We start from the raw sequence: 18,512 nt of genomic DNA on the forward strand, positions 1-18,512 counted from the left end.
TTCTTCCATCCCTCTCCCATGGTTTGATCGTTTATTTTTCAAAAGGAATATCAAACGTATTCGCAAAACGCTCCAGTCGTTCTCCTATGGCTGCCGTGTCGTAACGGTTAATCAGACGGGTGAATACCCAGTTGCCGCCCTTGCTGATTTTACCGTTTCTTCCTTTCGATCCCTTCAATTCAATAACAATCGAACCGGAACCCGCTTTAATCTTCGCGATTTGGTCAGCGGTTAAACGGCGGTCCCGATTGAATTTGATCGTGGAAATCGAATTTTTATCCACTTTAATGAACGGACGCCGCAGGAAAATAACGATAGCAAGCAAAATATACAGACCGACCACAATCCAAGTCAAGGAAGTGTTCATGACCTGCTGGTCACTGGCCATACCCAAAAGAACATAAATCGCCGCAAGAGCTACCAGCGTGACGGGTAGAACGAAATTGCGGCCTTTAAATACATCTGCTGAAGCGGATCCATTTGATGCGTAGAGCGAAGGCTTGCCTTCCTTTTTACGCTGCTTGTTTAATTGCGAGGTATTCTTTTGAACCATTCTTTCCCAGGAACGGGACATTGCTTTTCCCCCTCAAACATTCTTGTCGTGTATTTTACTTGCCCTTACCGTCCGGTTGATCCTCTACCCACTCGATGGTTTCCAGTTGAGCTTTGAAATTCCGGCGGACGTTCTGAAGATATTTTTCACGCAGTTTGGCGCGTTCCTCGGTTTCTTCCTTTGTCAGTCCCGTTTCCTTATGTTTACGGGCAAGCTCATTAATCCGCTCTACTAAGCTGTCGATATCCATTTGCTACTCCTCCATTATTCAATTCATACCTAACTTTGCCATGAGAAAAAGAGCTTGTCAAGGTATGCACCTTTCCAAGCTCTTGTCGGCAAAAAAACATTAATATATAGGAAGAGACAGGACATCTCCGGCTTCGATCTCGCTCGTCTTCAGCTGGTTCATTTTCTTGATTCTGTGAATGTAGTCCCGGGTATCCATATCCTTCGGTTTATAGTCGACTGCAATCTCCCATAGCGTATCGCCTTGTGAAACGATCACTTGTTCCATCGGAATCTCATCATGAGACGAACTCGCGAACACGCGAACCATTCCCGTACATCCAGCAATAATAATCGCAACTGTAATTAACAGCTTGAAAAGCATTTTTCGAGAAAACATGGCTCGCAAAGCCGGGAAGCTTCCAGCGGTTCTATAGCCAATGTTCCCAGCCTCGATCACTTCATTATTATAAATACTTTGATATGTAGTATATTTTAGCATAATGTGTTCCTCCAAACGTTTGTTCTTGTTATGAGAACAATATAACACGAACACATGTTTTGTTCAATACTTTTTTCGAACGATTGTTCCCTTTTTTTTCGAAACTCCGCGAACTGAGTTGCTTAATTTCTTTCTAACCTACTATATATGGATGATTGACTTATTGAGGCGAATATTTTGAGAAGGGTTCAAGCGGGTGTCAAAATGAGATTTTCTTTTTAGAACTTGTGTTTGTACGAACGGAAGTTCTATGTTATAATTTTACCAAACGTTACTAATGGGGTTGATGGGGAATGTCGAAGATATCTAGCCGGCAGCAAGCGATATTGGAATTTATCAGAAACGAAGTGCGGGCCAAGGGTTATCCCCCTTCCGTCCGCGAGATCGGGGAAGCCGTTGGTTTGGCTTCCAGCTCAACGGTCCATGGTCATTTGGACCGCCTTGAGAAGAAGGGATTAATCCGCAGAGACCCTACGAAACCTCGTGCCATTGAGATTTTGGGTCAGGAAGAATCCGAGAGCAGCAACCTGTTTACACATACGATCGCAAGAGTGCCTGTAGTCGGTAAGGTGACAGCCGGTGTCCCGATTACCGCTACAGAGAATATCGAGGATTATTTCCCGCTTCCACAGCATTTTGTGGGTGATGAGAAAGTGTTCATGCTTTCTGTCATGGGAGACAGTATGATCGAGGCGGGCATTCACAACGGTGACTACGTCATCGTCCGCCAGCAGCAAACCGCTGATAATGGCGACATCGTCGTCGCGATGACAGATGAGGATGAGGCTACGGTGAAGACGTTCTATAAAGAAAAGGATCACATTCGTCTGCAGCCGGAAAATCCGTCTTACACGCCTTTACGTCTGAACCATGTCACTATTTTAGGTAAGGTAGTCGGGTTGTTCCGCGATATTCATTAATTTTCCGTACAATTGTACAAGCCCTTGTTCTTTCATCAGAGAGAACAAGGGCTTGCTATTTTTCTCTATGCAAACTGCCCTTGCTGCCATAATGCGGAGATTTGACCAAGCAGGCTCTCGGATTGATGTATGCCAGGATCTATATTCATCATCAACACCGCTCCGTTCCCGGTCCCCGGATAAGCGACCGCCAAGCTTTGAAATCCCGATCCCCAGCCAAGGGAGGATATTTCTACGCCTTGATTCGAGGAATCCAGAAAAATGCCAAGCCCTGCCCACCGGAAATCACCTTGAGAACGGATCATTTCGCTGGCGGTATCCGCCGTAATTCCCAGCTTGCCCTCTCCCCGAAGCGATGCCAACAGCTCTGCCATTAATACAGCAAGATCCGTAGGCGTCGACCATAATCCGGCTGCAGCCGGATAAGGATATATCGTATAGGGCTCCTGGAGCCTAATTCCATGTTGATCATGGCCGCATGCAAACTCGGGGCGAATCTGCGACTCATTCATTATGATACAGCTGTGGTTCATATGTAAGGGTTCAAAAACTCTTTGTCGCAGCAATTCGGAAAATTTCTCGCCGGCCACATCCTCAATGAGAAGCTGAAGTATGCTGAATCCGGTGTCCGAGTATATGAATTCGCTGCCCGGTTCCACCGTCAATGCGGCGGGTTCGGGAGCATAATATGTAGTGCCGGCCAACAGTTGAGGCAGCTCGGGAACCCCATGTTCACAAGAGTATTCGCCAAAACCACCCTTGGGGTCGGCAAAGCCGGCTTGATGGCTGAGAAGTCTTCGCAGCGTAACCGAACGGGAATAAGCCGGATGCTCGGGGATCGACCAAGAAACAAGGAGGGGCGATATGTCTTCGTCCAACCTCAATACTCTTTCCTCCACCAGAATCATCGCTAGTATGCCGGCTGCCAGCTTACTGATCGAGCATGCGTTAAACATCGTATCCCGTTGAACCGCCCTGCTGCTCCCCGCCTCCGTTTCTCCATAACAATCCTGGCGTTTCAGCACTCCGTCTTCTATAAAAGCCATGCTTAGTCCAGGAATGTGCCCCTTCCTCATCTGCTCGATCAGATTCCATCTCGGCAAGTTCAAAATCGCATGCCCTCCGTTTCAACTCAGCATCCTTATGTACTTATAAATCTATTATAGAACATTTGTTCCTATATTACAATATACGAACATGATTGATTCAGAATGATTGTTCATAAACGTCCTCTACTGAGGTACGGCAAGTAACCGGCCAGCAGAAATCGGAACACAAATAAAGCCCTGCCATAACAAAAGCAGAGCTCTCCGGACACCAATTAGGACGCCTTGAAACTATCACAATCTCATGGACATGCTTGAATGCGATCCGAATTCGATGCTAACTGCTGACGGTATTCGGTAGGTGTCACCTGCATCCGCTTGCGGAATACCTGCGTAAAATGTTTCACGTCCTGATAGCCGATTTTTTCGGCAATATCGACCAGCTTTAACGGTGTGTGCTCCAGCAGGTGAACCGCCTTCTCAATACGAAGCCCGGTCACATACTCCTTGAATCCGCTGCCGGTCTTTTGCTTGAACACTTGACTGAAATATGCCGGATTTAAAAAGACGACGGAAGCGACCTTCTCCAAGGTGACGTCGGTATTGTAGTTCGCACGGATATACTGAACCGCAACTTCCATGGCGCGGTTTCCTCCCGGTGCGTAGTAGTCGAATTCCAGACTGCCTGAATCCTTGCCCATCTCCCGAATAATATCCGGAATGCTGTGGAAATCTTCAATCACATCCGAGAGCTGAATCTGAAAGGGCACCTTCACATACTTTTTCAAATGCATCCGCAGTTCATCAGCCAGGCTTTTCATCTGATCTCTGGTATCCACCGTAATCAAGCCGAGCAGGCTTTTCCCGTCAAGGCTTGTGACGAACCCTTCCCCATATCTTTCGATCAGTTCTGTCAGCACATTTTCGACGATGTAGTGCTCCAAATGAACCGTATGTTCAGTTTCCATTTTGATCAGCGCCAATTGAAAGTGAGGATGCCGCTCAACGAACGGTGCGATATCCATATTGCCGATATCAAGCCCTGTTGCCCAGCGCTGAAACACTGCTTCCCTCACAAATTTCAGGTTGCTTTGGAGCATTTTGGCTTCCTGCACCTGTCCGGCTTCCTGCTCCACCTCCTCACCAAGCTCCGTGATCATAGATACGACCAGCTCCTTGCCGATCGGCTTCAGCAAATAGTCCTTGGCTCCCAATCTGACCGCTTCCTTGGCATAGGCAAATTCCGAATAGGCGGAGATAATGACCCATTTCACATGCGGATAGCTGCTTCTCGACAGCTGCATGAATTCAAGGCCGGTCATGCCCGGCATCAATATGTCCGTCAGCACGACATCCACGGGGCCGCTCCGCAAGATCTTCACGGCTTCGTCAGGACTTTCCGCCAAATGAACCGCATGATCGGGAAAAGCCTTCAGGATCGTTCGCTTTATTCCCTCCCGAATGACGCTCTCATCATCTACGATCAATATATTCATCGAACTGCCTCCCCTCTGAAGGAATAGGGATGGTAATCGTTACGACGGTCCCTTGGCCGTATTCACTATCGATATGCAAGCCGTATGCTTCTCCGAACATCATAACCAGTCGGTCGTGTACGTTCCGAAGTCCGATTCCCCGCCTAAGACCGCTATCGGAGTTATCGCTTGTTTCCTTATGCTTCAGCATTCCATCGATTCTCGCCAACGTCTGTTCATCCATGCCGGCACCGTTGTCTTCAATTCGGATCATGAATCGGCTTCCGCGGGCTTCCGTGCTGACTTTCAGGTATCCTAGGGCGCCCTTCGGTTCGAGTCCATATTTCACCGCATTCTCAATGATCGGTTGAATGGTCATCTTCGGCAGCGTTACATCCACCCATGCCTCATCCGCCGAAATCTCGGTCCGCAGCCTTCCTCCCAGTCTCGTTTCGATAATCGTCAAATAGTGACGAATCTGTTCAAGCTCGCGCCGCAGCGTCGTTTGCGAGGCCTCTTCCCAATTGCTGCTGTACCTGAACATTTGCGACAAGGATAAGACGACTCGGCTTAACCGCTCATTCTCCTGCTCATCCAGCATCCAATAGATCATGTCGAGCGTGTTATACAGGAAATGGGGATTCACTTGAGACTGCAGTGCCTGCAGCTGGGCGTTTTTTTCGCTCACGGTCGAAACTTTGATCGTCTCGATCAATTCGTCCATCCGGTGTACCATGCGGTTAAAGGAGGATACAAGACTGTTGATCTCATCGAAAGAATTTACGTTCACCGATCCGCTGAAATTGCCCATCTCCACTTTTTTCATTTCCCGGATCAGCATTTTCAGCGGCGAAGCGATATTACGCGAAACAACGGACGCAAGCACCGTAGACAGAATAATCAGAACGAGCACGACGATCAGCAAAAATCTCGTCGTTTGAAACACTTCGGTCCGGATATCCTTTTTCGGCGTCAATCCATAAATCGTCCAGCCGGCCATTGAGGTGTTCGCCGCAACGATGAGCTGGTCCGAGGTGTTATCGACCATGATCCTTTCGTCGCTTGATGGCTGCGGCAGCTCACTCAGCTCCGGCCTCTTGCTTCCGTTTCCCCCGGAGGATGCAATAATTTTTCGATCCTCGCCCAGGATGTAGACTCTTGTGCCCGGACTGATGCTGACGTTAGATAGCGCTTCCATAATGGGAGAAGGGTTGGTTTCGATGACGATAATACCGATCTCCTTATGGTTGGTCAGATCATAGAGCTTGCGTCCGAATACGAACACCCTATCCTGCTGCTGCATGGTATTGATCGGCGAGCCCGGGTACAATCCCAGCCATACCATGTTGCCTGAGGATTTCGCGAGCTTTTTGTACCAGTCGGTTTGGGCATAGTTATTGTCGATGACTCCCGCAAACTGTCTTTCATAGCTGTATACCTTCCCGTCCTTCGACAAAATATGAATGCCCACCACTTCGTTACGTGAATAGTAAGCCGCACCGATAATATTCGTGATCGTACGTTCGTTAATGACTGCAACCGCGGGATTGGATGCCGTTTCTTGAAGCAGGCGCGTCAGCTCATAGTTGCTGTTTAACGATTTGGACAAACTGTTGTATCCCTGCAGCATTAAATCGAACAGACCCGCGGTTTGTGAAATATTCTTCTCCGCAATATCGCTTACTTTAGCATGAATAATGTCTAACGTCCGATTGTAATACAGAACGCTGACCAGAATCAGTATGCCTGTCATGCATCCCATAAACAGCAGGAACAAGCGGTTGCGTATGGACCGGAAGCGTCTCATGGATGATGCGTTCCCCTTTCGGCAAATCGACATTTCGTGTCCATTTTAGCATACACTCCGCTTGTTCTAAACGATCTTTTGCATAGGACTATCCCTTGACGGCTCCGGCTACCATCCCCTGCGTGATTTTATCCGCAAGCAGGAAATAAATGATGATGACCGGCAGCGCACCCAGCACCAGAAAGGCTCCGATCGCACCATAATTGACCGAATATTGGCTGACAAAGCTGTTGACTCCAAAGGGAAGCGTCTTGAGCTTTTCCGACGAAATGAATGTCGCCGCCAGGATATATTCATTCCAGATGTTGATGAACGTAAGAATGCACACCGTCATGACGGGAGGAACCGACACGGGAAGAATGATGCTGCGGAAAATCCGCCAAATACTCGCGCCGTCCATGACGGCAGACTCCTCGATTTCATGCGGGATGGTCCTCATGAAGCCGCTCAGAATAAACACAGCGATCGGCATGGAGAATGCAACATAAGGCAAAATCAGCGATAGATGCGTGTTCAGCACGTGCATGTTTTTGAAAATAATCATCAAGGGGAGCAGCGTTGCCTGCATCGGAATCATCATGCCGACGAGAAATAGAAGCATCACAGCCTGGCCATAGCGCCAGCGGAACCTGCTGATGGCATAAGCGCACAAGGCGCTGAGCAGAATTACCGCTGCCATCGTGACCGAGGTGACGAACAAGCTGTTCAGTAAATACCTGAAATAGTTTCCTTCCAATGCGGCGCTGTAATTGCTCCACTGCGGCGTATGCGGCAGGGCGAAGAAGCTCCCCGACAAAATTTCTTCATTGGACTTGAGCGAATACAGAATCAGCCACAGCAGCGGATAGACCTGCGTCACCACAAGGATGGACAGGAACAGGGTCACGATCGTCTTCGCGATGGAAAAGCGTCCTCGTCCGGAACGCACCGGCTTATTCAGTGTAACGGCAGAGTTTGTATGCATCGGGTGTGCCTCCTTTACGAGAATCGTTTCTCCAGTTTGTTGAATATCAGATTGATCAGGAATGTCGCGGCCAGGCACAAAATGACCAGAAAGGCGGCAATCGAACTGCCATAACCGTATTTCATGGACAGGAATGACATGTTGTACATATGCGTCGAGATGACATCGGTCGCGTGGGCCGGGCCCCCTCCTGTCATGACCATGACCATATCGAACGCCTGCAGCGAGCCGATAAACGCCAGCACGATGGATATTTTGAAAATAGGAATGATATTCGGAAATGTAATGTAGCGATCGGCAGTGAAACCTTCAGCTCCATCGATTCGCGCGGCCTCGTAGATCTCTTCCGGTACGTTCAGGATGCCCGTATACTGGATCAGTGTATGGTAGCCGAGGTACTGCCAGAGGGCAACGAAATACAGCGAATACATCGCCACAGACGGATCGGTAAGCCACGGATGCGCCCAAGAGCCGAGCCCGACCGCTTCCAGTACCTGATTCAGCATGCCCCCCATCGAAGCGGGGTTGTAGATCGTTTTCCACAGCTGCCCAACCACGACGACTGATAAAATCACAGGCAGAAAATAGCTGGATACGAGAAAATTCGGTCGGCGAACATATCGTCTTAATAAGATGGCCACCAAAAGCGCAACCGGAATCTCCGCCATGGAAAAGACCGCAAACATCAGGGTTCTGCGCACGGACGGCCAGAAGACCGGATCATGGAAAAACAGGTTTGTGAAGTTTGCGAGTCCGATGAATTTGGACTCTCCGATCCCGTTCCAATCGAGCAGACCGCTGTACATGGACACGATGATGGGTACGAACACAATTCCTACATAAATGATTAAGCAAGGCAGTAGAAACGCGGCAATCGTCAGGCGGGAAACCTTCAGCACGTTCATCGTTTACCCTCTCCTCTTCAAACTGTTAATGCATGGAGCGAAAAGGGAACGGCATGCAGCCTTCAGCACGCGTTCCCTTCCACGGTCCTGCTTATTTGTTGTTTGCCTCGAATGCAGCCTGGTGCTCTTTCGCAACTTCAGCCGCATCCTTTTTCTGAGCAAACAGATTTTGGATGCTGGTCAGGTGAACTTGTGCCGTACCCGGATTCATCGTATTATCGAATGCCAGGTCTCCGCCTTTCACTTCTTTGAACAGGTTCAATACTTCCATCGCCATATCGGAGTAACCGGCTGCTTTGAAGTCGCCATCCACTTTTTGTCCAATGCCTACGGCGCCTTTGGCTTCAAAAGCTTCTTTAGGGAAGTTCAGCATGAACCAGTTCAAAAACGCCTTTGTTTCCTCCAGATGCTCGCTGTCTGCGGAAATCGCAAACGCACTGCCCGGCGCCAGCATAAATTCGTCGGGATTCCCTTTGCCGTTGATCGTAGGGAACTTGAATACGCCAACCTTTCCGTTCACCGAAGACGTTTCGATCCCACCCGTGGCCCAGGTGCCCATGAAATACATCGCTGCTTTCCCTGTCTTGAACAGGTTCTCGCCTGCATTGTAATCGAAGGAAGTCGCCCCTTCCTGGAATGCGCCGGCCTGCACCAAGTTCTGGAACGCGTCTACCGCTTCCTTGAAAGCAGGATCGTCAAACGACTTCTTCTTATCGAGCACATCCTTCAGGAAGCCAGGCCCGCCGTTCGTTCGAAGCAGCATGTTCATGAACAGGAACGAACCTGTCCAGCTGTCTTTCTCCCCGATCGCCATCGGCTGGATGCCTTTGGATTTGAGCGTTTTAACGGTTTCGAGCATTTCCTCGAACGTAGTCGGCACTTTTGCTCCGGCTTGATCGAACAGCTCTTTGTTGTAATACACCACGGCGATGTTGTTGCCGTCAGGAAGTGCATATGTGCTGCCGTCGAAGCTGTACCAATCGAGCAGCCCATCCTGGAACGTTGCCTTCAGGCCATTCTGGTCCAACATGTCGTTCAGCGGCGCCAGAAGCTTCGCCTCAACGAAAGGCTGCATCTGCGCAGCCGGATTCACGACCGTAATATCCGGCACCTCCTTCGAGGCTGCCTGGGTTTTCAGCTTCAGCTTCTGCTGGTCGGTATTCAGGGAATCCAGCTCGATTTTAATATTCGGATGTTCGGTTTCATACTGCTTCACCAGCTTGTTCATCAGCTTGTTCTTTGGATCGGTCGGGTCCGGATAAATATTTTGGAAGGTGATCGTCACGTTCTTTTCTTTAACGGTCTCCGTGGCACTGCCAGTCGTTCCTGAAGCATTGGATGAGGAGCTGCCTTCGTCGCTCTTACCTCCGCATGCCGCCAAGCTGAGTGCCAGCGTGCCTGTCATGACCAGGCTTACCCATTTCGACATTTTCGCCATCGTTTCATCCCCTTTATGTTTGGTATGAACCCATTATGCAGGCAAAAAACAATATTAGGGAGGTGTGAAATTCAGGTTTTAGGTAGGATTTCTATAGATTCCTTTTCTACTACACAAAAAAACCTCCCTTTCGGGAGGAACAATGTTAAAAAAGGATCAGGCATGATTCAAAACTAAAAATCGCTGGACATCGATTTGGCGTTTGATTTCATCGGCCACATCCTGTATTTTATCGCTAAAAAGGATCGTATCCTGCTGAATGATGTCGAGCACGAAATCACAGCTGTTTATATATTGTCCGAGATAAGGAGATTCGATTTGTTCCAGTTGTTCGTGTACCAAACCAATAACAAATACATAATCCTTATATAGCTCTTGCTGAACGGTTTTTCCCTCGGGACATAGAGCTTCCCATTCATAAGCGCCGTCGCTGACGACGTCCGAAGATCCCTGAAGATACTTTATGCTCGACAGTTCCTTCACCAGAAAATGGATTTTCTCCTCTATCTCACGGTAATACCTGTTCATATCTTCCTTCAAAACGCACCCCTAACTAAATGTAAGAAGGGATCCTTCATGATGTATAACTAATGAAAGATCCCTTGGTGTGAATATCACACTTGTATAATACATTCATTATACGCCTCATCCACTCGAAAGTATATATGACAACACTGTAATGTATTTGGCGTTTACATTTTTCTTTTTTCGTTTAATATATTTTTGACTTACCAGAATGACAGATGTAAGGGGAAATGCATGATGATTAACCATGGTATCCAGCAAGCATTCGAGAATCAGACAGATACGATCGTTCACTTGGTGAGCGGAGAGTTTTATCAAGGAGTATGCCAGGAGAACGATTCCAGCACCTTCAAGATGATAACCAGCGAGAACCGGACGATCACCATTCCTTATTGGACTGTAAAGCGAACCGTTAAGAAATAACTGGCCCGTACCCTCAAGCGTTGAGTTGTCGGGCCTTTTTTTATTTTTATGACCAATAGGAAAAGCCCTGACGGCTAATGCCGACAAGGCTTCGATATGCGGATTGTATAGGATTAGAAAATGAAGGCTTTAGAAATGATGACCAGCAGAATGAACAGAACCAGAATGGCCCCGATGCCGCCGCCACCAAATCCGCCAACACCATAACCGCCGCCGTATCCCCCTACAACTTCACCCATGTTTGCAACCTCCTTTGTTTTAGACACATCATATCTTATGGAAAAATAAGCAATTGGTAAGGGCGAATCGGCAACTTTAATTCCGCTTGTAATCAAGCAGTACATTTGTCCGTGGTGGATGCATGCACGGCCAGTGCAATAGACATCCGCGGTCTCAGCTGGTAATATCATTTCAAATATGACTGGAGGTACTGTTCATTATGGCTAAATTGTTGAGCACGATGGGATGGATCTGGGTCCTGCTAGGTATACTGCTCGGATTCATTTTCGCATTCGGTGATGGCGGGTTTCACCTGCTGCCTGCTTTATTCTGGTGGTGCGGCGGTGTCATTGCCGGTATATTGTTTGTTGCATTCAGTATCATGCTGGACTACCTCGAAGAGAACAATGCCTACCTCAGAGAGCTGCTGGATCGTACTTCAGGCCAAGCCGAACCTCCCCGCAAGCCTTTGGGGAATTCCAAAGCCTCGATGAAATCGCTGCGGGGATTCACCATGAAGTCACATGATTGATCCGAACCAGACACAGTTTCTACATCGTTAACATAATTTTGTTTTTGTTACCTATTTCATACATTTTGTTCGCCCTCGCCCGTTCATTGTTTCGAATCTGTCAGCCCCATGGTAAATATAATGAACATTACAAAAAAAGAAAGGAGGAATCAGATGAAAATCAACAAGATGTGGATGGCCGTTCTTGCCAGCGTGCTTCTGGCGGGATGCTCGATGATAAACGGAGATCGTACTTTCAGACATGCCGCATGGGGAATGGACATGGATGAGGTCAAAAGCTCGGAATCGTCCGACGCCGTCCTGATCGAGAAATCCAAAAAATTCAAAGAATTTCGAATTGACCCCAAGCCGGAGGAACTGGTATATACGTCCACCCTATTCGATCAGCCCGTGATCATTAGGTACAATTTTAATCAAGGCGAACTCGTGGCGGCCTCATACACAGCGGATGCACAATACTATACATATACGGAAGAGGATATGATGAAGTTTTCAAAGCGGATCAAGGAGAAGCTGACGGCAAAGTATGGACAGCCCGAAACGACGGAGGACGGCGCTGTCGTATGGGAAAACAAGAAAACCGTGATTACGATATGGGATGAGCCCGAAATGGGCTTCGTGAATATCTTTTATTCCAGCCAAGAATACATGGATCAGGTCAATAGACAGATCGAAAAGTACGAAGAAGATAAAAAGCAAGAACAACAGGCCGTGGATGCATAATACACGTTCTCACACAAAACTCTTAGTGACCCTAACACATAAGCAAAATAACCCCGCAGGCTTGATGCCGCGGGGTTTTGTTGTGCCATGATGCGGATGAACTCAGAATAAGCCATTTCACCCCACTAACTTTTGGTGGTTTGATGCGTTCTTATTAGAAAGGTGGGGATAAGAATGCTCATGATACAGCTGCTTTGCGGCGTTGGATTGGTTGCCCTTGGCGCTTTAGCAAGGAAGATGCCCAACACGAAGTGGTTTCGGACGGCAGACGATTCAATCGAGCAGCGAATCCGTAATTCATGTTTCCTCGGCGAGCTGTTCATCATTATAGGCGTATTGACCGCCATGATCAGCATCTTCAGGTTATTTTAACGAACCTTTAACTTCTTCAGGAACAGGGCTGCCAGCAGGCATAACGGAATCAAGACTCCCAAGCTGCTTTCTATGTAAAGAACGTTCTGCATAAGCTCATCGGATTTTAATAGAGTTTGGGGAAAACATCCGATCACGAACACCATCAACACGATCATAAACTCCATTCTTTTGGGCTTCATGCGTGGGATCATCTGCCTCCAAGTGGATAAAGCGGCAAAACTGAACATATACGTTACAATCAGATTCGCGAGCATAAACAATGCCAGCACCATATTCTCGATACGGTTAGAAAAGGAAAACTCGATATAATCCAACAAGTTCACAACCGGGTATGAATACGTTAAAAGCTGACCAAAACTGAAAAAGCCAAACGATATGATAATCAGCATCAGCAAAGACAAACTGATTAGGCAATGCCCGAGGATCACCCCTTTAAACAGCTTGCTCTGTTTGTTGACATAGGGAAATAGAAACACGCAAAACTCAAAGCCAACAAATGAGGTGTAGATTTCCCAATAGTTAATGAACGAGTGCTTTTCAGGGTTATCCGTAAACCAAAAGGTGGTAAAACGAACCGTTTCCCAATCCTTCACATGCGTGAAACAGAGCATCATGATCCAGAAGGTCATCAAGAAGAAAACGGTGTTTGCTTTGCTGACATTGTAGATCGGCTTGATCAGAAGCGTAAACAGCATAAAGCAAAACAATAAGTAAATATAGTTGGGGTTCGTTGTAGGAAATACGGACATCCGATAACCAAGAAAGAAATTTTTGCCTATACATGCCGCCGCGACAATCCAGAAACAAGACAAAAGGATATACATCGGATATAGAAGAAACCTGGGAAGCACAGATTCCAAAATTTCAAAAGCAGAAGAACCCCTGCCTAATCGATACACGACCCAGAACAATAAAATGTTAACGACCGCCACCATGGACAACAGGATGAAAATGATCCACCCGTTCGTTCCGATATTGGCTGCCACCTGACGGGGAAGTGAAAAGAACGTAACATTTTTTTCAGCCATGTAGATCAGCATCATAATATGAAAAAAGTTCAGTTTTTCTTTCACGTGTATAACACCAACTTCAAGAATTTTCTGGATATATCTTTGGTTATCATCTCCAGAAGCATGCTATATATGTATGATGCGGCCGCTCCCTTCTCTTTGTATCATCGCTTCATCAGCAAGGTTCATCCACTTTTACAAGCTCCGAATTTCCAAAGGATGTTAGATGAATCATGCATTTATCAATAAAGGAGTTAATACCGATGCATAAAAAGAAGTACTTTACTCTTTTGCCACCGTTCGTTATATTAGCGATCATCTTGGCTTTCACGCATCCGAATGATCAAACGTCTTATGTGCTACTAGCCATGATCGCGTTTTGGACTGCTTATTATGTTTTGGATTTATATTGAAAAACAGATACATAAATAACCGCTTATCACTACGATTATGCTGATGATCCGTTCTGATCGCTGCCGCGCACATGTGTTATATATTCAATGCTACTCGTACAGCCCGTTGTATCAGCATTCACTGTTGATACAGCGGGTTTTACTTTTTAAATGATGATTTGATTTTTCCCTTCATTGCTTTATGAGCTTCGATTAATGGGTAAGAAAGAATAACTAAATAAAAATGAGGTGCTGTTGATGTGTGGACGTTATACTTTAGTTGCCAGCTTAGAAGAGGTTATCAAAGCCCTCGATATTGCAGATGTACGATATGAACATTCACCACGTTACAATATAGCTCCTACCCAAACGATTGCTGGAGTCATGATCAATGAGGAAGGTGAACGCTCTTTGCAAGGATTTCACTGGGGACTGTTACCTTTTTGGGCAAAGTCAAAAAAGATTGCTTATAGCACTTTTAATGCCAGAGCAGAATCGATTCAAAGCAAGCCTGCATTTCGTTCCGCTTTTCCCGGTAAACGGATGGCTGTAGTATCTGACGGATTTTACGAGTGGTCTCATACTGGAAAGGACAAGCAGCCTTACCGATTTCGCGTTAAATCAAGCGAAGTGTTTGCATTTGCTGGCCTTTATGATCATTGGAAAAGCCCTCAAGGAGAGTTGATAACCAGCTGTACGATCATTACCACAAAGCCAAATGCCATCACCGAGAAAGTCCATGATCGTATGCCGGTGATCCTAGGGGATGAGGAGCTAAAGGTGTGGCTTGATCCAAATATATCGGACAAGGATATGTTGCAAAATTTGCTGCGTCCTTATGAAGATAGGGACATGATCTCCTATCCGGTCTCCAAAGCAGTGGGAAACGTCAACAACCACGGGGCTGATCTGATCGAGAAAATCCAGCTAAACTCTAAGTAAATCAAAGGACCTCCGGGAAACTCCGGATGTCTTTTTTATGTGCTTGCTGAAATTATATTTTCGAATTTATTTGTTACATTGGCCTAATTAGCTGTTTGTGTAATTATTCATATTTTATTTGAGCCATAACTCCATCAAGTACTCGGAATGATATTCCCTGCGTTGTCTCCTGATGTTGATGGCAGACAGTCCCCAGTATTTTGAAATCGCTATTTCTCACTCCATGTCTGTTTTACAATAGAGAACCAGTTAATCAAAGTCACATCACTCCATTGTGTTATAAAAAAGGCTACCTATAATTTGCAGGGGAGCCTTTATACCGATAATTATTGGAATGATCCACTCCGTTTTTAGACTTTAATATCGATTCTCCCCAAAAACAAAAACCCCTCACGCCATACGGCGCAAGGGATTTCCATCCTAGTACAGAGTCATGTATTGATCGCGTTCCCATTGGTGAACTTGCGTGCGGTACATGTCCCACTCGATTTCTTTCAGTTCGTAGAAGTGGGCCAGCGCGTGCTCGCCGAGCGCTTCGATGATCACTTCATCGCGAACCATTTCGTTCAATGCTTCCTTCAGGTCTGCTGGAAGACTTGGGATGCCTTCCTCAATGCGCTCTTCCTCGGACATCACATAGATGTTGCGGTCGATTGGAGCTGGAAGCGGCATTTCTTTGCTGATTCCGTTCAAACCGGCACGCAGCATCACGGCAAGTGCCAGGTAAGGGTTCGCTGCCGGATCCGGGTTACGGACTTCGACGCGGGTACTCAGACCCCGGGAAGCCGGGATACGGATCATCGGACTGCGGTTGCTGCCGGACCATGCCACGTAGCAAGGCGCTTCATAGCCTGGTACGAGACGCTTGTAAGAGTTCACGGTCGGGTTCGTAATCGCAGCGAAAGCACGTGCATGCTTCAGGATACCCGCCATATAGTAGCGCGCTTCTTGGCTGAGACCAAGCTCGTCGGACTCATCATAGAATGCGTTAACGTCGTCTTTGAACAGCGATTGGTGACAGTGCATACCGGAACCGTTCACGCCGAACAGCGGTTTAGGCATAAAGGTTGCATGCAGGCCGTGCTGGCGGGCGATCGTTTTAACAACCAGCTTGAATGTTTGAATCTGATCGGCTGCTTTAATCGCATTTTCATATTTAAAGTCGATTTCATGCTGGCCTGGAGCCACTTCGTGGTGGGAAGCTTCAATCTCGAAGCCCATTTCTTCCAGCGTAAGCACGATTTCGCGGCGGCAATTCTCGCCGAGGTCTGTTGGCGCCAAGTCGAAGTATCCGCCTTGGTCGTTCAGTTCCATCGTCGGGTTGCCTTTTTCGTCGGTTTTGAACAGGAAGAATTCTGGTTCTGGGCCTACGTTCATGGAAGTGTATCCCATCGCTTCTGCTTCCTTAAGGTTGCGTTTCAGAATACCGCGCGGATCTCCGGCAAACGGCGTGCCGTCCGGCATGTATACGTCACAAATCAAACGAGCAACGCGATCCTCGGTTACCCACGGGAAAATCACCCAGGTGTCGAGGTCCGGATACAGATACATATCGGATTCTTCGATACGAACATAACCTTCGATGGAAGAACCATCGAACATCATTTTATTGTCAACCGCTTTTTTCAATTGGCTTACCGGAATTTCAACGTTCTTGATTGTTCCGAGCAGGTCGGTAAATTGTAGACGGATAAACCGTACATTCTCTTCCTCTGCAATACGAAGAATATCTTCTTTAGTGTAGCTCACTGGATCCTCTCCCTTTCCATGGTTGAATCTGATTATTTTTTATTAAAAAACCGGGATAATTCACCTTGAATCAATGATACTTGTCCCGGTCTCTTACCCGAAACGAGCTGCTGCTTCAGCAGGCGGTGCAGTTGGGATTCTGACATTTCTTTTCGTTTCACTTCGGTATCCGGCGTAATGACGGTAGCTTCCTCGGATTCTTTGGACACCGGGTTCATCACCTGTTTAATGCCGGCGATATTAACGCCCTTCTCGATCAGAGATTTGATTTCCAGCAATCTTTCCACATCGTTAAAGGAGAACAAGCGCTGATTGCCTGAGGTTCGCGCAGGCACAATCAAGTTATGCTGTTCATAGTACCGGATCTGCCTGGCAGACAAATCGGTAAGTTTCATCACAATACCAATTGGGAACAATGCCATGTTTCTGCGGATCTCATCACCCATGACTCATCTCAACCTTCCAGTAAACTTTTCTCACTCATATTGTACATTTCCTGATCTCATGCGTCAATAACATGTCAGATAAACTTACAATAAATTTTGATCTTTCATCTTTTGCAGAGCTAACATGACTCCAAATTTAACATGAGAGTATGTCAGGCCGCCTTGCATGTAACCGATGAAAGGTTCCCGGATCGGTGCGTCTGCTGATAATTCGAGGCTTCCGCCTTGGATGAAGGTGCCAGCCGCCATAATGACCGGATGCTCGTATCCCGGCATATCCCACGGTTCTGGAACGACATGACTGTCTACAGCTGCTGCGCGCTGAATGCCCTGAACGAACGCGATCAGATGGTCTGCGCTCTTGAACGAAATGGCCTGTATCAAATCGGTCCGCGGCTCGTTCCATGCCGGCTTCGAGACGAATCCTGCCTGCTCGAACATGGCCGCTGCAAAAATGCTCCCTTTTAACGCTTGTCCAACTAGCGTTGGAGCGAGGAACAGCCCTTGATAGATTCCGCGCGTGGTTCCCAGCATGGCCCCGACCTCGGCGCCGATTCCCGGGGCTGTGAGCCGATAGGCGCATAGATCCACGTATTTCTGCTTGCCGCAAATGTACCCCCCGGTTTCGGCGATGCCTCCTCCAGGGTTTTTAATGAGTGAACCGGCGATCAGATCGGCTCCCACCTCCGTCGGCTCCATTTCTTCGGTAAACTCCCCGTAGCAGTTGTCGACGAATACGACCACATCCGGCTTCATTTCCTTGACCCGCTTGACCATTTCGCCGATTTCTTCCACCGTAAACGAAGACCGCCAATCGTACCCGCGCGAGCGCTGGATTCCGATTACTTTCGTGGATTCATGAATACCTGCACGGACAGTGTCCCAGTCGATACCGCCCTCGGCCGTCAGCGCTGCTTCCCGGTATGTAATGCCAAAGTCCTGCAGCGAGCCGGTTCCGTCGCCCTTCTTGCCTATTACCTTATGAAGCGTATCATATGGTCGACCCGTAATGTAAAAGAGCTCGTCCCCTGGTCTCAACACGCCAAACAAAGCAGTGGAAATCGTATGCGTGCCCGACGCAAAATGCGGGCGTACCAGAGCCGCTTCGGCTCCGAATACGTCCGCATATACGAGATCAAGCACTTCCCTGCCCCGGTCATTGTACGCATAACCCGTAGAACCTGCAAAATGAAAATCACTCACCTGATGACCCTGAAACGCCTCGATGACCTTCCACTGGTTGTGGTCGATCACGCGGTCCAGCTTGCGAAATTGCCCTTCAATCCGCTCTTCGGCGGCCTGCTTCCATTGTTCCAATTCAACTGCAAATTGTTTCAT

Annotated in this window: 21 protein-coding genes; 6 read left to right on the forward strand and 15 right to left on the reverse strand. The window is 47.6% G+C overall.

Going from position 1 to position 18,512, the window contains the following annotated elements; all coding sequences use genetic code 11:
• Positions 1 to 31 precede the first annotated feature (31 nt).
• The 3 genes from ACTHPM_RS07125 to yneA form a co-directional block, all read right to left on the reverse strand.
• A complete protein-coding gene (locus ACTHPM_RS07125) occupies positions 32 to 574 on the reverse strand; it encodes a hypothetical protein (RefSeq protein WP_440394497.1) in 543 nt (180 codons plus the stop codon).
• Between the two features lie 34 nt (positions 575 to 608).
• Positions 609 to 803, reverse strand: coding sequence for a DUF896 domain-containing protein (locus ACTHPM_RS07130; protein WP_440394498.1), 195 nt, complete (start codon positions 801 to 803; stop codon positions 609 to 611).
• Between the two features lie 99 nt (positions 804 to 902).
• Positions 903 to 1,283, reverse strand: coding sequence for a cell division suppressor protein YneA (gene yneA / locus ACTHPM_RS07135; protein WP_440394499.1), 381 nt, complete (start codon positions 1,281 to 1,283; stop codon positions 903 to 905).
• Positions 1,284 to 1,576: 293 nt separating this feature from the next.
• On the opposite strand from yneA, the gene lexA reads away from it, so the two are divergent.
• Positions 1,577 to 2,203 (forward strand): transcriptional repressor LexA, encoded by a 627-nt coding sequence (gene lexA, locus ACTHPM_RS07140; RefSeq protein WP_136605957.1) that lies wholly within the window; start codon positions 1,577 to 1,579, stop codon positions 2,201 to 2,203.
• Between the two features lie 65 nt (positions 2,204 to 2,268).
• Here the strand turns inward: lexA and ACTHPM_RS07145 are convergent, their stop codons facing one another.
• From ACTHPM_RS07145 to ACTHPM_RS07175, 7 genes are all read right to left on the reverse strand, one after another.
• The gene (locus tag ACTHPM_RS07145; protein ID WP_440421478.1) at positions 2,269 to 3,306 is read right to left on the reverse strand and encodes a serine hydrolase domain-containing protein; all 1,038 of its coding nucleotides are present in this window, start codon (positions 3,304 to 3,306) and stop codon (positions 2,269 to 2,271) included.
• A gap of 245 nt (positions 3,307 to 3,551) precedes the next feature.
• Positions 3,552 to 4,745 (reverse strand): response regulator transcription factor, encoded by a 1,194-nt coding sequence (locus tag ACTHPM_RS07150; RefSeq protein ID WP_440394500.1) that lies wholly within the window; start codon positions 4,743 to 4,745, stop codon positions 3,552 to 3,554.
• A complete protein-coding gene (locus ACTHPM_RS07155) occupies positions 4,723 to 6,531 on the reverse strand; it encodes a sensor histidine kinase (protein ID WP_440394501.1) in 1,809 nt (602 codons plus the stop codon). Before ACTHPM_RS07155 ends, ACTHPM_RS07150 begins: the two co-directional genes overlap by 23 nt.
• Positions 6,532 to 6,619: 88 nt before the next feature.
• Positions 6,620 to 7,495, reverse strand: coding sequence for a carbohydrate ABC transporter permease (locus ACTHPM_RS07160; RefSeq protein ID WP_440394502.1), 876 nt, complete (start codon positions 7,493 to 7,495; stop codon positions 6,620 to 6,622).
• A 14-nt stretch (positions 7,496 to 7,509) separates the two neighbouring features.
• Entirely contained in the window at positions 7,510 to 8,400 is an 891-nt protein-coding gene (locus tag ACTHPM_RS07165; protein WP_440394503.1) for a carbohydrate ABC transporter permease, read from the reverse strand.
• A 91-nt stretch (positions 8,401 to 8,491) separates the two neighbouring features.
• A complete protein-coding gene (locus ACTHPM_RS07170) occupies positions 8,492 to 9,838 on the reverse strand; it encodes an extracellular solute-binding protein (protein ID WP_440394504.1) in 1,347 nt (448 codons plus the stop codon).
• 156 nt (positions 9,839 to 9,994) lie between these two features.
• A complete protein-coding gene (locus ACTHPM_RS07175) occupies positions 9,995 to 10,378 on the reverse strand; it encodes a hypothetical protein (protein ID WP_440421480.1) in 384 nt (127 codons plus the stop codon).
• 222 nt (positions 10,379 to 10,600) lie between these two features.
• On the opposite strand from ACTHPM_RS07175, the gene ACTHPM_RS07180 reads away from it, so the two are divergent.
• On the forward strand, positions 10,601 to 10,786 hold the full coding sequence (locus ACTHPM_RS07180; RefSeq protein WP_440394506.1) for a hypothetical protein: 186 nt from the start codon (positions 10,601 to 10,603) through the stop codon (positions 10,784 to 10,786).
• A gap of 113 nt (positions 10,787 to 10,899) precedes the next feature.
• Here the strand turns inward: ACTHPM_RS07180 and ACTHPM_RS07185 are convergent, their stop codons facing one another.
• On the reverse strand, positions 10,900 to 11,025 hold the full coding sequence (locus ACTHPM_RS07185; RefSeq protein WP_440394507.1) for a YjcZ family sporulation protein: 126 nt from the start codon (positions 11,023 to 11,025) through the stop codon (positions 10,900 to 10,902).
• 200 nt (positions 11,026 to 11,225) lie between these two features.
• Here ACTHPM_RS07185 and ACTHPM_RS07190 point away from each other — a divergent pair, with 200 nt between their 5' ends.
• The 3 genes from ACTHPM_RS07190 (at position 11,226) to ACTHPM_RS07200 (ending at position 12,632) form a co-directional block, all read left to right on the forward strand.
• Positions 11,226 to 11,537 carry a hypothetical protein gene (locus ACTHPM_RS07190; protein ID WP_440394508.1) on the forward strand — a complete coding sequence of 104 codons (312 nt, stop codon included), beginning with the start codon at positions 11,226 to 11,228 and terminating at the stop codon, positions 11,535 to 11,537.
• A 153-nt stretch (positions 11,538 to 11,690) separates the two neighbouring features.
• The gene (locus ACTHPM_RS07195) at positions 11,691 to 12,260 is read left to right on the forward strand and encodes a hypothetical protein (protein ID WP_440394509.1); all 570 of its coding nucleotides are present in this window, start codon (positions 11,691 to 11,693) and stop codon (positions 12,258 to 12,260) included.
• Between the two features lie 174 nt (positions 12,261 to 12,434).
• Positions 12,435 to 12,632, forward strand: coding sequence for a hypothetical protein (locus ACTHPM_RS07200; RefSeq protein ID WP_440394510.1), 198 nt, complete (start codon positions 12,435 to 12,437; stop codon positions 12,630 to 12,632).
• Here ACTHPM_RS07200 and ACTHPM_RS07205 read toward each other — a convergent pair.
• Positions 12,629 to 13,708, reverse strand: coding sequence for a GerAB/ArcD/ProY family transporter (locus ACTHPM_RS07205; RefSeq protein ID WP_440394511.1), 1,080 nt, complete (start codon positions 13,706 to 13,708; stop codon positions 12,629 to 12,631). The two genes, ACTHPM_RS07200 and ACTHPM_RS07205, sit on opposite strands and share 4 nt — an antisense overlap.
• A 587-nt stretch (positions 13,709 to 14,295) precedes the next feature.
• Here ACTHPM_RS07205 and ACTHPM_RS07210 point away from each other — a divergent pair.
• Positions 14,296 to 14,979: an SOS response-associated peptidase gene (locus ACTHPM_RS07210; RefSeq protein ID WP_440394512.1), complete on the forward strand. Its 684-nt coding sequence runs from the start codon at positions 14,296 to 14,298 to the stop codon at positions 14,977 to 14,979.
• 420 nt (positions 14,980 to 15,399) lie between these two features.
• Here ACTHPM_RS07210 and glnA read toward each other — a convergent pair whose 3' ends face one another.
• The 3 genes from glnA to ACTHPM_RS07225 all read right to left on the reverse strand — a co-directional run bounded on the left by glnA (position 15,400) and on the right by ACTHPM_RS07225 (position 18,512).
• Positions 15,400 to 16,728 carry a type I glutamate--ammonia ligase gene (gene glnA / locus ACTHPM_RS07215; RefSeq protein WP_440394513.1) on the reverse strand — a complete coding sequence of 443 codons (1,329 nt, stop codon included), beginning with the start codon at positions 16,726 to 16,728 and terminating at the stop codon, positions 15,400 to 15,402.
• Between the two features lie 32 nt (positions 16,729 to 16,760).
• Positions 16,761 to 17,174: a MerR family transcriptional regulator gene (locus ACTHPM_RS07220; RefSeq protein WP_440394514.1), complete on the reverse strand. Its 414-nt coding sequence runs from the start codon at positions 17,172 to 17,174 to the stop codon at positions 16,761 to 16,763.
• 84 nt (positions 17,175 to 17,258) lie between these two features.
• A complete protein-coding gene (locus ACTHPM_RS07225; RefSeq protein ID WP_440394515.1) occupies positions 17,259 to 18,512 on the reverse strand; it encodes an aminotransferase class I/II-fold pyridoxal phosphate-dependent enzyme in 1,254 nt (417 codons plus the stop codon).

It is taken from the genome of Paenibacillus sp. SAFN-054 (genome assembly GCF_051966755.1).
In the GTDB taxonomy this organism is placed as follows: domain Bacteria; phylum Bacillota; class Bacilli; order Paenibacillales; family Paenibacillaceae; genus Paenibacillus_AQ.

Excerpts from the sequence above, each read along its gene's own strand:
- ACTHPM_RS07125 (WP_440394497.1), bottom strand. The coding sequence starts at position 574 with ATGTCCCGTTCCTGGGAAAGAATGGTTCAAAAGAATACCTCGCAATTA.
- ACTHPM_RS07130 (WP_440394498.1), bottom strand. The coding sequence starts at position 803 with ATGGATATCGACAGCTTAGTAGAGCGGATTAATGAGCTTGCCCGTAAA.
- yneA (WP_440394499.1), bottom strand. The coding sequence starts at position 1,283 with ATGCTAAAATATACTACATATCAAAGTATTTATAATAATGAAGTGATC.
- lexA (WP_136605957.1), top strand. The coding sequence starts at position 1,577 with ATGTCGAAGATATCTAGCCGGCAGCAAGCGATATTGGAATTTATCAGA.
- ACTHPM_RS07150 (WP_440394500.1), bottom strand. The coding sequence starts at position 4,745 with ATGAATATATTGATCGTAGATGATGAGAGCGTCATTCGGGAGGGAATA.
- ACTHPM_RS07155 (WP_440394501.1), bottom strand. The coding sequence starts at position 6,531 with ATGAGACGCTTCCGGTCCATACGCAACCGCTTGTTCCTGCTGTTTATG.
- ACTHPM_RS07160 (WP_440394502.1), bottom strand. The coding sequence starts at position 7,495 with ATGCATACAAACTCTGCCGTTACACTGAATAAGCCGGTGCGTTCCGGA.
- ACTHPM_RS07165 (WP_440394503.1), bottom strand. The coding sequence starts at position 8,400 with ATGAACGTGCTGAAGGTTTCCCGCCTGACGATTGCCGCGTTTCTACTG.
- ACTHPM_RS07170 (WP_440394504.1), bottom strand. The coding sequence starts at position 9,838 with ATGGCGAAAATGTCGAAATGGGTAAGCCTGGTCATGACAGGCACGCTG.
- ACTHPM_RS07180 (WP_440394506.1), top strand. The coding sequence starts at position 10,601 with ATGATTAACCATGGTATCCAGCAAGCATTCGAGAATCAGACAGATACG.
- ACTHPM_RS07185 (WP_440394507.1), bottom strand. The coding sequence starts at position 11,025 with ATGGGTGAAGTTGTAGGGGGATACGGCGGCGGTTATGGTGTTGGCGGA.
- ACTHPM_RS07190 (WP_440394508.1), top strand. The coding sequence starts at position 11,226 with ATGGCTAAATTGTTGAGCACGATGGGATGGATCTGGGTCCTGCTAGGT.
- ACTHPM_RS07195 (WP_440394509.1), top strand. The coding sequence starts at position 11,691 with ATGAAAATCAACAAGATGTGGATGGCCGTTCTTGCCAGCGTGCTTCTG.
- ACTHPM_RS07200 (WP_440394510.1), top strand. The coding sequence starts at position 12,435 with ATGCTCATGATACAGCTGCTTTGCGGCGTTGGATTGGTTGCCCTTGGC.
- ACTHPM_RS07210 (WP_440394512.1), top strand. The coding sequence starts at position 14,296 with ATGTGTGGACGTTATACTTTAGTTGCCAGCTTAGAAGAGGTTATCAAA.
- ACTHPM_RS07220 (WP_440394514.1), bottom strand. The coding sequence starts at position 17,174 with ATGGGTGATGAGATCCGCAGAAACATGGCATTGTTCCCAATTGGTATT.
- ACTHPM_RS07225 (WP_440394515.1), bottom strand. The coding sequence starts at position 18,512 with ATGAAACAATTTGCAGTTGAATTGGAACAATGGAAGCAGGCCGCCGAA.